Origin of the sequence: Micromonospora sp. NPDC000207 (assembly GCF_040300925.1) — a bacterium.
Lineage (GTDB): Bacteria > Actinomycetota > Actinomycetes > Mycobacteriales > Micromonosporaceae > Micromonospora.
Map to the genome: position 1 here is coordinate 1 of NZ_JBEPEQ010000143.1, position 11915 is coordinate 11915.

11 protein-coding genes are annotated in these 11915 nt (G+C 71.6%); 6 read left to right on the plus strand and 5 right to left on the minus strand.

Annotated features, from left to right (window positions below; translation table 11 throughout):
• Both ABT336_RS24620 and ABT336_RS24625 read right to left on the minus strand, forming a co-directional pair.
• The coding region (locus ABT336_RS24620; protein ID WP_350899514.1) for a hypothetical protein at positions 1-298 on the minus strand (298 nt) is incomplete at its 3' end.
• Positions 295-1764, minus strand: coding sequence for an aldehyde dehydrogenase family protein (locus ABT336_RS24625; RefSeq protein ID WP_350899516.1), 1470 nt, complete (start codon positions 1762-1764; stop codon positions 295-297). The genes ABT336_RS24625 and ABT336_RS24620, both read right to left, overlap by 4 nt.
• A gap of 73 nt (positions 1765-1837) precedes the next feature.
• Here ABT336_RS24625 and ABT336_RS24630 point away from each other — a divergent pair, with 73 nt between their 5' ends.
• From ABT336_RS24630 to ABT336_RS24640, 3 genes are all read left to right on the plus strand, one after another.
• On the plus strand, positions 1838-2920 hold the full coding sequence (locus ABT336_RS24630; protein WP_350899518.1) for an NAD(P)-dependent alcohol dehydrogenase: 1083 nt from the start codon (positions 1838-1840) through the stop codon (positions 2918-2920).
• Between the two features lie 123 nt (positions 2921-3043).
• Positions 3044-5272 (plus strand): cytochrome P450/oxidoreductase, encoded by a 2229-nt coding sequence (locus ABT336_RS24635; protein WP_350899520.1) that lies wholly within the window; start codon positions 3044-3046, stop codon positions 5270-5272.
• Positions 5273-5474: 202 nt separating this feature from the next.
• The gene (locus ABT336_RS24640; RefSeq protein WP_350899522.1) at positions 5475-5720 is read left to right on the plus strand and encodes a hypothetical protein; all 246 of its coding nucleotides are present in this window, start codon (positions 5475-5477) and stop codon (positions 5718-5720) included.
• 75 nt (positions 5721-5795) lie between these two features.
• Here the strand turns inward: ABT336_RS24640 and ABT336_RS24645 are convergent, their stop codons facing one another.
• Positions 5796-6866 (minus strand): TauD/TfdA family dioxygenase, encoded by a 1071-nt coding sequence (locus tag ABT336_RS24645; RefSeq protein WP_350899524.1) that lies wholly within the window; start codon positions 6864-6866, stop codon positions 5796-5798.
• A gap of 445 nt (positions 6867-7311) precedes the next feature.
• On the opposite strand from ABT336_RS24645, the gene ABT336_RS24650 reads away from it, so the two are divergent.
• Both ABT336_RS24650 and ABT336_RS24655 read left to right on the plus strand, forming a co-directional pair.
• A complete protein-coding gene (locus tag ABT336_RS24650; RefSeq protein ID WP_350899526.1) occupies positions 7312-7659 on the plus strand; it encodes a hypothetical protein in 348 nt (115 codons plus the stop codon).
• Between the two features lie 61 nt (positions 7660-7720).
• The gene (locus tag ABT336_RS24655) at positions 7721-8182 is read left to right on the plus strand and encodes an HNH endonuclease (RefSeq protein ID WP_350899528.1); all 462 of its coding nucleotides are present in this window, start codon (positions 7721-7723) and stop codon (positions 8180-8182) included.
• 31 nt (positions 8183-8213) lie between these two features.
• Here the strand turns inward: ABT336_RS24655 and ABT336_RS24660 are convergent, their stop codons facing one another.
• Complete coding sequence (locus ABT336_RS24660) at positions 8214-8705, minus strand: GNAT family N-acetyltransferase (RefSeq protein WP_350899529.1); 492 nt, start codon at positions 8703-8705, stop codon at positions 8214-8216.
• A 319-nt stretch (positions 8706-9024) separates the two neighbouring features.
• Between ABT336_RS24660 and ABT336_RS24665 the strand changes: the two genes are divergently transcribed.
• Positions 9025-10224, plus strand: a complete 1200-nt coding sequence (locus ABT336_RS24665; RefSeq protein ID WP_350899531.1) for a macrolide family glycosyltransferase — start codon at positions 9025-9027, stop codon at positions 10222-10224.
• Positions 10225-10260: 36 nt separating this feature from the next.
• On the opposite strand, the gene ABT336_RS24670 is transcribed toward ABT336_RS24665, so the two are convergent.
• The coding region (locus ABT336_RS24670) for a beta-galactosidase (protein ID WP_350899533.1) at positions 10261-11915 on the minus strand (1655 nt) is incomplete at its 5' end.

Genomic DNA, 11915 nt, shown 5'->3' on the forward strand with positions numbered 1-11915 from the left:
ACCCGTCGGCGCAGCGGATCCGCGCCGGGCCCGCCTCGGCGGTCAGCGCCCGGTGCAGGTCGTCGGCGTCGACGCCCTGACCCTGACCGGCGGCGTCGCTGGTGGCCAGCAGGTCACCGGTGGGTGAGACCAGCCGGCAGGCCGTCGCGGCGTGGTCGGCGAGCACCCCCAGCAGCTCGGGCCAACCGGCCCCGCCGAAGGCGAGGTCGGTCAGCCGCTGGGCCACCTCGGCCGGGGCCGGCCGGGCCGCGACGGTCAACCGCGACCGCGACGACGCCGGCCCGCCCGGACGGGTCATGCCGACGGTCGGTCGATCAGGCGCACCGAGACCGCCTTCTCCTGGGTGTACTCACGCAGTGCCGCGTACCCGCCACCCCGGCTGAAGCCGCTCTCCTTCTGCATGTTGAACGGGAAACCGATGACCCCGGCGTCGTGGAACTGGTTGACGGTCACCTGACCGCTGCGCGCCTGTCCGGCCACCCGCAGGGCCCGGGACACGTCGGTGGTCCAGATGCAGGACAACAGCCCGAAGTCGGTCTCGTTCATCAACGTCACCGCCTCGGTGACCCCGGTGAAGCCCTGGACGGCCAGGACGGGACCGAAGACCTCCTCCCGGACCAGCCGCATGCCCGACTCGACCTGGTCGAAGACGGTCGGCGCGACGAACCACCCCGGACCGAGCTGCTCGGTGGCCGGGTCCCCGCCGGTGACCAACCGGGCCCCGTAGCCGGGGGCCTCGGCGAGGAAACCCCGGACCCGCTCGTACTGGGCCTGGCTGATCAGGGGACCCATGTCCAGGTCCTGGTCCCAGGAGCCGGTACGGATCGCGGCCATCCCGGCGGCCACCCGCTCCACCACCTCGGCCCGGATCGACTCCTCGACCAGCAGCCGGGACCCGGCGTAGCAGTTCTGCCCGGCGTTCTCGGTGATCGAGGCGACGATCGCCGGGATCGCGGTGTCCAGGTCGGCGTCGGCGAAGACGACGTTGGGCGACTTCCCGCCCAACTCCAGCTTCACCGGTACGAGGTTCTCGGCGGCGGCCCGCATGACCGCCCGACCGGTGCCGGTGGACCCGACGAAGCTGATGTGGTCGACGTCGGGGTGCCCGGTCAGGGCGGTACCCGCCTCGGGGCCGAGCCCGGTGACGACGTTGAGCACGCCCGGCGGCAGCCCGGCCCGGGAGGCCAGTTCGGCCAGGGCGAACGGCGACAGCGGGGCCACCTCGGAGGGCTTGAGCACCACGGTGTTGCCGGCCGCCAGGGCGGGGGCCACGTTGGCGGCGGTCAGGACGGCGGGCACGTTCCACGGCAGGACCACCGCGCACACCCCGTACGGCTCCGGCCTGGTGTAGCCGAAGTAGTCAGGCGTACGGGTGGGCAGGGTGACGCCGGTGAGCTTGTCCGCAGCCCCGGCGAAGTAGTCGATGATGCCGTGCGTGATGTACATGTTGAGCCGGCCGCCGGAGCGGGGTTTGCCGACGTCGCGGGCCTCGTACTCGGCGAGGGTCTCGACGTTGGCGGCGATCAGGTCGGCCCAGCGACGCAGGATGGCCCCGCGTTCGCTGGGGTTGGTCGCCGCCCAGGCGGGCGCGGCCCGGCGGGCGGCGGCCACGGCACGGTCGACGTCGACCGCCGTGCTGCGCGGCACCGCCTGGATGCTCTCACGGGTCGCCGGGTCGAGTACGGGCAGTTCTTCCCCGTCGACGGCAGCCACCCAGGCGCCGTCGATCAGCTGGCGGGCAGCGGGAATGTCCAGGTCAGCCATGGTGGCATCCTTGACCCTCCCTGTTTCGCATGTCAAGATGCGATCTCGCTTTGTAACTACCCGGGGAGGGTCTGTGCGGATCACGGCAGCGGTGCTGGACCAAGCGAAAGGGCCGTTCACCCTTCAGGAGATCGACCTCGCCGACCCCGGTCCGGACGAGGTGCTGGTCCGAGTGGACAGCGTCGGGATCTGCGGGACGGACCTGGAGTTCGCCACCTTCTTCGACACCCCCGCCGTCCTCGGCCACGAGGGCAGCGGCGTCGTCGAACAGGTCGGCGACCGGGTCACCGGTGTCGCCGTCGGCGACCACGTGACGATGAGCTTCGCCTCCTGCGGCAGCTGCCCCACCTGTCTGGGCGGGCACCCGGCGTACTGCCACCGCTTCGACGCCGTCAACTTCAGCGGCCGACGCCCCGACGGCACCTCCGCACTGTCGCGCGACGGCGAGACCGTCAACGGCCACTTCCTCGGCCAGTCCTCCTTCGCCAGCCACGTGGTCGCCCCGGCCCGCGCCGTGGTCCCCATCGACAAGCAGGCCGACCTGCGGGTCGTCGCCCCCTTCGGGTGCGGCTTCGGCACCGGGGCGGGGGCGGTGCTCAACGTGCTGCGCCCACCGGTCGGCTCCTCACTGGTGGTCTTCGGCGCCGGCGCGGTCGGCGTCGCGGCGATCATGGCCGCCAGGGTGGGCGGCTGCGCCACCATCGCCGCCGTCGACGTCAACGCCGACAAGCTCGACACCGCCCGCCTGCTCGGCGCCACCCACGGGGTGCACTCGGCCACCGAGGACCCCCGCGACCTGCTGCGCGCCATCGCCCCGTACGGCTTCGACTTCGCCATCGACACCACCGGCCGCGAGGACGTGCTGCGTACCGCAGTGGAGTCCCTCGGCCCCCTGGGTCGCGCCGCAGTGGTGGGGGTCGGCCCCAGCGAGCAGATGAGCTTCGACTGGCGCAGCATCCTCAACGGGCGCACCGTCACCGGCATCATCGGCGGCGACAGCCTGCCCCAGGTGTTCCTGCCCCGCCTGATCGACCTGCACGCCGCCGGCCGGTTCCCGGTCGACAGGCTGCTCACCCACTTCCCGTTCGAGCAGATCAACGAGGCGGTGGCAGCGGTCCGGGCCGGCGCGGTGGGCAAGGCCGTCCTCACCTTCTGACCAACCCCTGTCTCAAGACGAAACATTGTCTCGCAATATGAGCGAGATTACGCTCGGTACGAGCACCCCAGAGGCGCGGCTGGGAAACACCGCGCGGCGTCCAGCAGCTGTGGAGTTCGCCCCATGACCGACAACCACGTCATCGCACCCGTCGCCGACGGCTTCGACCACCACTCCGCCGAGTGCAACGCCGACCCCGTCGGCTACTACCAGCAGTACCGGCAGAGCTGCCCCGTCGGACGCACCGACGCCCACGGCGGGTTCGTCTACACCACCCGCTACGCCGACGTGGTACGGGTGGCCCGCGACGACGACACCTTCTCCTCCGCCCGAAGCACCGCCGGCGGCGACGGCACCGCGATCGTCATCCCCCGCGGACCCGGCCTGGAGCAGTACCCGATCGAACTCGACCCGCCCGCCTCCACAGGCTTCCGGGACCTGATCAACCCGCTGCTCACCCCGGAGGCGGTAGCCACCCTCGCCCCGATGATCGCCCGGCACACCACCCGGGTGATCGACGACTTCGTCACCGCCGGATCGGTGGACTTCGTCCGCGACCTGACCAACCCGCTGCCCGCCGCGGTCACCCTCGACTGGCTCGGCTTCCCCGAGGCCGACTGGGCCAAGCTCGCCGGACCGATCCACGACATCTTCGCCGCCCTGCCCGGCAGCGAGCGGGCCCGCCGGGGCGCCGAAGGCCTGGCGTACATGGACTCGCGCATCCGCGACCTGATCCGGGAACGCCGCGAACAGCCGACCACCGACGCGGTCAGCTACCTGGCCACCCAGCGCCGCGAGGACGGCGAGCTGTTCGACGTCGACGAACTCGTCTCCGTGATCGGACTGCTCATCGCCGGTGGGGTCGACACCACCACCTCCCTGACCGGCTCCACCCTGGTCCACCTCAGCCGCAACCCCGACCAGCGGCAACGGCTGATCGACTCCCCCGACCTGCTGCACAACGCCACCGAGGAGTTCCTGCGGGTCTTCGCCCCGTCACAGTCGATGGCCCGTACCGCGCGGGCCGACGCCGAGGTCGGCGGCTGCCCGGTGACCGCCGGGGAACGCGTCCTCATCCCCTGGGTCGCCGCCAACCACGACCCGGCGGTCTTCCCCGACCCCGAGCAGGTCCGGCTCGACCGCGACGCCGCCCGCCACCTCAGCTTCGGCATCGGCAGCCACCGCTGCGCCGGAGCCCACCTGGCGCGGTTGATGTTCCGCGAGATGATCACGCAGATCCTCACCCGGCTGCCCGACTACCGGGTCGTCGAGGAAGGCCTCGTCGGTTACCCCACCCACGGCAACCAGACCGGCTGGGACGCCATCCCCGCCGTGTTCACCCCCGGCCCCCGCGCCGACGGTGCCGCCCCCACCGCACCCGCCGCCGGTCCCGCCGGTGACCTCGACCTGGTCGTCGAGACGGTCACCCCGGCCACCGCCGACGTCGTCGAGGTCCGCCTCGCCGCCGCGACCGGCGACCGGTTGCCCTCCTGGACGCCCGGCGCCCACCTGGAGGTACGCCTCCCGTCGGGCCGCATCCGGCAGTACTCCCTGTGCGGCGACCCCGACGACGACGGCCGCTACCGCATCGGGGTGCTCCGGGAGCCCGCCGGCCGGGGCGGCTCCGTCGAACTGCACGAGGTGGCCCGCACCGGCGCCACCCTGACCGTGCGCGGCCCCCGCAACCACTTCCCGCTCGTCGACGCCCCCGAGTACCTGTTCCTCGCCGGGGGCATCGGCGTCACCCCGATCCTGGCCATGGTCCGGGAGGCCACCCGTCGACAGGTGCCCTACCGGGTGGTGTACGGCGGACGCACCCGCTCATCGATGGCCTTCGCCGACGAGGTCCTCGCCCTCGCCGGTGACCGGGCCACCCTGCTACCACAGGACGAGGCCGGGCTCCCGGACCTGGCCGCCCTGATCGGTGCCACCGGCCCGGACACCGCCGTCTACTGCTGCGGACCGGGCGTGATGATCGAGGCGGTCGAGCGGGCCAGCGCCGCCGCCGACCGCGCCGGTCAACTGCACGTGGAACGCTTCACCGCCGGCGACGACCTGGAGGTGCCCTTCGACCCGGCGGCCAACACGGCCTTCGAGGTGCACCTGGCCCGCACCGGCACGACCCTGCAGGTCCCCCGGGACCGACGGCTGATCGAGGTGCTGCGCGATGCGCTGCCCGGTCTGACCTACGACTGCGAGAAGGGTTACTGCGGGGCCTGTGAGACCCGGGTCCTCGCCGGCACCCCCGAGCACCGCGACTCGCTGCTCACCGAGGAGGAGAAGACCGCCGGACGCAGCATGATGATCTGCGTCGGCCGGTGCACGTCGCAACGGCTGGTCCTGGACCTGTAACCCCTCGACGAATCCGGGGCCGCGCTGTCACAGCGCGGCCCCGGATTCTTTCGTCCACCGGATTCGGTCGTCCACCCGCTCGTCGGCCGAGAGCAGGACGACGGACCACCCGTACGGCCCGCTGCCCCCGCATCATCATCCGATGCACAATCATCGATGTGTCGACCGGGTGGTCGACGGTGACGAGAGCAGGGGAGATCCGATGCGCAGACCGAGAACCGCCGCGCTGGCAGTGGCCCTGACCATGGTGCTGACCCCGCTGATCGCCGGCGCGACGCCCGCGCTGGCCGACCCACCGGGCGGAACACTGCGCGGCGTCTACCACAGCGGCGACTTCTGCCGCTCCTACGGCGCCGAGGGAGTCCAGAACGACCTCTGGGACTGGTGGTACTGCGAACAGCGCGCCAGCGCCAACAACATGTGGTTCCTCTGGACGTTCACCTACTGACGGCGCTACGGGCGGCTCGGCAGCGCCACGACGGTGGGGCGCTGCCGAGCCGCCCGTAGACGACATCGCGTGAGGTCAGTTGCCCCACTCGAAGTTGGGCTCGGCGGCGTCGGCGATCCGGAACCGGCCACCCGACACCGTGACCTCGGCGCTGCGGTCGGTCACCACGTTCTTGCCGAACCCGTCCACCAGGGGCCGACCCACGTCCCGCTTGAGCCACAGCCGCAACAGGTGCCGACGACGCTCCGGCTCCGGGAAGTCGACGTACCCGGTCCGCGAGTGCAGGGCGGCGTAGTTGAGCAGCCACTGCACGTCACCCGGCTGGAAGTTCATGTCCAGGGCCAGGCCGGGGGCCTGGGACACCTCGTCGTAGAGGTGCAGCAGCTCGATCTGCGCCTCGGTGAGTCGGGGCACCTCCGGGTAGTCCTGCGCCGAGAAGATCATCGAGGTGCCGGCGTAGGTGCTGAAGATGCCGTCGACGTAGCTGCAGATCGGCGAGGTGTACGTCTTGGCCGGGGCGTCGTGGTCCTGCTTGTACCAGTCCCAGTGCCACGGCTCGAACAGCAGCGGCGCGAGGTCCGGACGACGACGCAGGATCTCGTTGTAGATCGTGGTGCCGCTGACCAGGCTGCTCGCCCCACCGTCCTTGGCCGCGCGCAGGCACATCAGCGCCACCACGTCGGAGCTGTCGGAGTGGAACGGCAGCCGGTCCCGGACCCGCGACGGCAGGGCCGACGGGTCGTCGAGGGTCTTGTTCGAGGTGGCGATGACGTGGTCGAGCACGTCACCCATCTGGTTCTGCCCCATGGGCACGCCCAGGTGCAGCCCCATCAGGTAGAAGATCGCACCCGCGAGGGTGTCGCCGTACTCCTCGGTCCGCAGGCCGCGGACCAGGATGAAGCCGCGCCCGGCGTCCATCTGGCGGGCGCACTCCTCGTTGAGCCCGACACAGGCGTCCAACGGGTAGTCGGCAGCGGTCACGGTCCGCAGGTCGGGGTCGTCGGCGACGAACCGGCGACCGAGCGTCTCCAGCTCGGTCCGCTCCGCGTCACTGAGCTCGTAGATCCACTCGGTGGAGGTGCTCAGCTCGTCGCCGCGCCAGGCGGACGGGCCGGAGATGGGGGTGAGGTCGATTGCAGTGGTCATGGTGATGCGCTCCGAGGTGTCGGTACTGACGAGTGGGTCGGGTCGGTCCCGGGGCGGACGTGGTCGGCCACCAGGTGTTCACGACAGGACGGTCGCCGTCGCCCGCGCACGGGTACTGACGGCACCCCTCGATCAGAACGGGGTCTGCGGGTCCCCGGCTGCGGTCCCGGGGCGCATGCCCTCACGCGGCGGGTGTACCCGCAGCGGCTCCTCGTAACCGCGCACCAGCAATCCAGGACCTTGCGGTACTCGGATCATGGCTTCTCCTGCGGTCATCGGTGATCGCCTCACCCTAGTTGACCAGCCGGTACGCGTCAAGGGAGACGGCGTCTCGCATGTCGCCGCACGTGATCCGCGCCGCACCGAACCGTGGGTCATCGTCGATTCACAATTCGTTGATCTCCACGGTGGAGGGTGGAGGTCACCCACCGAAAGGAAGATCGACATGCCGGGTCCCACCTTCCCGCCCGCCGCCGGCGACCACCCGAACGGCGATCGCAGAGGCGCCGACACGATTCCGGTCGACCGCCCCGCCGACCCGGCCTGCACCCCTACAGGAGCCTTCACCCAGACCGGATACTCGTTGGAGGCGATGGCACAGTTCTGGAACCGGGAGCAGCAGGCCCCCCAGGCCAACGGAACGAGGACGCCCCCCGGGGTGGAGGCCGCACGGTCGCGTAGCCCGCACACCTCCTCCCTCGAACCCACCGGCGAGCGCTACCAGCCCGTGGCGTCGACCGCCGCCGGGGCCGGCCAGTCCCGGACGACCTCCGGTCAGACACTGACCCGCTGACCGCACCCCCTTCGACGGCCCCGGGACCCCGCTCCCGGGGCCACCCCATTACAGTGACGCCATGCTGTCGAAGGTGAACGGTCTGTCACGCAAGTTCACTCCGGACAGCCTCCGCGCCCACCTCCTGGACCGGTCGGTCCGACAGGACGACGGCTGCCTGATCGTGCGGGGATACGGCACCCAACGTGGCATCTACCAGAAGGTCGCCGGCCGGGCCTGGGCGCACATCGCCGCCTACGCGGTCTTCGTGGGCGACTACGACCCCGGGCTGGAAGTCGACCACCTCTGCAACCGCAAGGACTGCATCGAGCCCACCCACCTGCGCCAGGTCACCCACGCCGAGAACTGCCGCAGCCGGATCCAACACCCCACCTGTCGCAATGGACACCAGCGCGAGGTCGACGAGAGCACCGGGCGGTACCGGCGTACCTGCCGGGCCTGCAACCGGGACGCCCAACGACGCTGGCGGGAACGCCAGGCCGAGGTGGTCCACCAAACCCGGACCGGTCACACCGGGTTCTGACCGGTCGAGCCGGCCCTGCCGGTGGGGCGCGCTAGACGGTGGAACAAGGTGTGGGCACGGGCTGTAAAAGTCCCTGCCGATCTGGGAGAGATCCCTCATCTCCGCGGATACGGGCATGCAGGTGGTGCATGTCGTGTCGGCCGTCGGAGTGGACGGCGTCACTACGTTTGGTCCCCTCCAGGCGGAAGCCTGCTTTGAGTGCGACCCGGCAGGAGTTGTGGTTGCGGGTCGAGTGGTCCAGGTGCAGACGATGGAAGCCGGCCTCGCCGAGCGCCCAGGTGCTCAATGCCGTCAGTGCGCGGGGAGCCACGCCTGCTCCGCGGGCGGCCGGGAGTACCCAGTAGGAGCACCCGGCGACCCCGTCGTCGAGATTCATGCCGTTGAGCGCAATGCGCCCCAGCACCTCACCGCCGTCGCGGGTCATCGCCCAACTCACGCCGGCCTCCTCCTCCCAGGCCCGGCGGCACCGGGCGAATGGTGTCCGGGGGAACCCCCGGACACCATTCCGAATGCTTATGCACAAGAACAGTCATTATGATGCGTTGACGGTATGCCCGTTTTGTGGGTCTTATTTATTGCATTGTCATTATCGGTAATCCAATAATTGGGCACAGTTGAGGGAAGGGGTGTCGTGCCCTACCTGCGGTGAGGGTGCGCCACGACGTCCGCAGGCGCGGTGTCCAGGGAACGGCTAGGCTCTGCCGACGTGAAAAACCCTCGGATCTGCGACTGATGGTCCGTACCGCCGCCTCCGCTCGCGGCGGTACGGGACCGTCCCGCGCCGACGCCCCCGGCCACGGCGGGCCCGGCAGATCCGATCCCCGAACCGGAAGTGACGTTCCATGCCCCGTCGCAGCGCCCACATCGCCATGATCGGCATTCCCGCGGTCAGCCACGTCCTGCCCAGTGTCGAAGTCATCCGCGAACTGGTGGCCCGCGGCCACCGGGTCACCTACGGCAACGACCCGGCCGCGGCCGACCTGATCGCCCCCACCGGCGCCGAACTCGTCCCCTACACCAGCACCCTGCCGACCGCAGACCACGACTGGCCCGACGACCCGATCGCCTCGATGCGGTTCTTCCTCGACGACTCCATCCAGGCCCTCCCCCAGCTGCGGGCCACCTACGACAAGGACCCCGCCGACCTGTACCTGTTCGACATCGGCACCTTCACCGCCCGGGCCCTCGCCGAGTCACAGGGGCGACCCGTCCTCCAGCTCTCCCCCACCTTCGTGGCGTGGGAGGGCTACGAGCAGGAGGTGTCGGCCCCGCTGTGGCGGCTACCCGGCGGCGACGACTACCGGGCCGTGTTCACCAGGTGGCTGGCCGAGTGCGGGGCCACCACCACCGACTTCGAGGCGTACTCCGCCCGCCCGGCCCGGGCCCTCGCCCTGATCCCCGCCGCGATGCAGCCGCACGCCGAACGCGTCGACACCGACGCGGTGACGTTCGTCGGCCCCTGCTTCGCGCCGGAACGCCGCGCCGAGACGTGGACCCGGCCCGCCACCGCCGAACGGGTCCTGCTGATCTCCCTCGGGTCGGCGTTCACCCGGCAGCCGGAGTTCTACCGCAGGTGCCTGGCCGCCTTCGGTGACCTGCCCGGCTGGCACGTGGTGCTGCAGATCGGCCGCCGCACCGACCCGCGCGACCTCGGCGAGATCCCCGCCAACGTCGAGGTGCACCAGTGGGTGCCGCAGTTGGCGATCCTGGAGCAGGCCGACGCCTTCGTCACCCACGCCGGGATGGGCGGCAGCAGCGAGGGGCTGTTCACCGGCGTACCGATGATCGCCGTTCCGCAGGCCGTCGACCAGTTCATGAACGCCGACCGGCTCGTCGAACTGGGTGTGGCGCGACGCGTCGACACCGCCGACGCCACCGCCGACGTCCTGCGCTCGGCGCTGCTCGACCTGGTCACCGACGCGGGCGTCGCCCGCCGCTGCGCGGACCTGCGCACCGAGGTACGCGCCGAGGGCGGGACCGCCCGGGCCGCCGACCTGATCGAGGAGATGCTCGACGACCACCGCGCCGCACGGGCGCGGTAGGCCACGCCCCACCGCCGTCGGGGCCACCCCGACCGGTCACTGTGGGGTGGCCGGTTCGCGGAGCACCGCGACACCACCGGCGGGCAGGTCGACGGAGTCGGTGGCGGTGACCCCGGTGAGCAGGTCCGTCCCGGCCGCCGGCACGGTCTGCGGCCGGTCGGTGTGGTTGAGCAGGAACAGCCAGCTGCCCTCGGGGCCGCTGCGGCGTACCGCCTCGACGCCGTGCGGGGTGCCCGGGCAGACCGGGGTGACCCCGGCGGTGTGGGCGGCCCCGGTCAGCAGCCGCTGGTAGGTGTCGTCGTCGAGGCGGGTGGAGACGTACCAGGCCACCCCCGCGCCGTAGCGGTGCCGGGTCACCGCCGGGCACCCCTGGAGCACCCCGGTGGCGTACGCGGTGACCGCCGTCGCCCCGGTCAGGTGCACGGTCTCCGACCAGACGGTGCCGGTGCTCCCGTCGGTGAGCGGGATCCGTTCGTCGACGGCGAGGGGGTGGAACTCCTCGACCCGGATGCCGAGGACGTCACGAAGCGCCCCCGGGTAGCCGCCGAGCCGGACCCGGGCGTGCTCGTCGGCGACCCCACTGAGGTACGTGACCACCGCGTACCCGCCGCCGTGGACGTGGTCGCGGACCCACGCCGCCACCCGGTCGTCGACCAGGTAGAGGGCGGGGACCACGAGTAGCCGGTACCCGTCGAGGCGGTCACCGGCGGCGACGACGTCGCAGGTGATCCCGGCGCGCCACAGGGCACCGTGGGCGGCGGCGACCTCCCCGTGGTGGTCCAGCCGGGTGGAGGGCATCCCGGGGTGGCGTAGTGCCCATCCGCTGGCGGCGTCGGCGGTGACCGCGACGGTGGCGGCGACCGGGGCGCGGACCTCGGCGAGCCGGTCGAGGACGTGGCCGAGTCGCACCGCCTCCCGGTACACCCGGCTGTCGGCCCCGGCGTGTCCGACAAGTGCGGAGTGGAACCGTTCTGCCCCGCCGCGCGGCGCCCGCCACTGGAAGAACAGCGCACCCCGGGAGCCCCGGGCGACGTGGGCGACGCTCTGGCGCAGCATCCGTCCGGGTTCCTTGGTGTGCATCCGTCCGTCGGTGTAGATCAGGTTCGGGGCGGTCTCCATCAGCAGCCAGTCGCCGGTGCGCCCGTCGGTGCCGTGCCGGGACCAGCCCCGGGCGGTGTCGGCGGCGAGGGCGGCCTGCGTCTCGGCGTCCCGGTCGACGGCGGACGGGTAGTGGTCCACGGCGACCAGGTCGACCTCCCGGGACCACCGGCCGTGGTCGACGGGGACCCAGTCACCGAGGACGTAGTTGGTGGTGACGGGTACGTCCGGGTTGGCGGTGCGGAGCAGGTCACGCTGCTCGGTGTACGCGGCCAGCAGGGTGTCGGACCAGAATCGGCGGAAGTCCAGCAGGTGGCCGGGGTTGTGCAGGTACTGGGTGGCGCGGGGGGTGCCGATCTGCGTCCAGTCGGTGTAGTGCTGGCTCCAGAAGCTGGTGGCCCAGGCGTCGTTGAGGGTGTCGAGGTCACCGTGCCGGTCGGCGAGCCACCTGCGGAAGGCCGCCTCGGTGTGGGGGCAGTGGCAGGTGGTGCCGTACTCGTTGTGCACGTGCCACAGCGCCAGGGCGGGGTGGTGGGCGTACCGGTCGGCGAGGGCGGCGGTGATGCGTCGGGCGGCGTGGCGGTAGGCGGGTG

What these genes read in the sequence shown, in the direction of transcription:
- ABT336_RS24625 (WP_350899516.1), bottom strand. Translation starts at nt 1,764, where the DNA reads ATGGCTGACCTGGACATTCCCGCTGCCCGCCAGCTGATCGACGGCGCC.
- ABT336_RS24635 (WP_350899520.1), top strand. Translation starts at nt 3,044, where the DNA reads ATGACCGACAACCACGTCATCGCACCCGTCGCCGACGGCTTCGACCAC.
- ABT336_RS24640 (WP_350899522.1), top strand. Translation starts at nt 5,475, where the DNA reads ATGCGCAGACCGAGAACCGCCGCGCTGGCAGTGGCCCTGACCATGGTG.
- ABT336_RS24645 (WP_350899524.1), bottom strand. Translation starts at nt 6,866, where the DNA reads ATGACCACTGCAATCGACCTCACCCCCATCTCCGGCCCGTCCGCCTGG.
- ABT336_RS24650 (WP_350899526.1), top strand. Translation starts at nt 7,312, where the DNA reads ATGCCGGGTCCCACCTTCCCGCCCGCCGCCGGCGACCACCCGAACGGC.
- ABT336_RS24655 (WP_350899528.1), top strand. Translation starts at nt 7,721, where the DNA reads ATGCTGTCGAAGGTGAACGGTCTGTCACGCAAGTTCACTCCGGACAGC.
- ABT336_RS24665 (WP_350899531.1), top strand. Translation starts at nt 9,025, where the DNA reads ATGCCCCGTCGCAGCGCCCACATCGCCATGATCGGCATTCCCGCGGTC.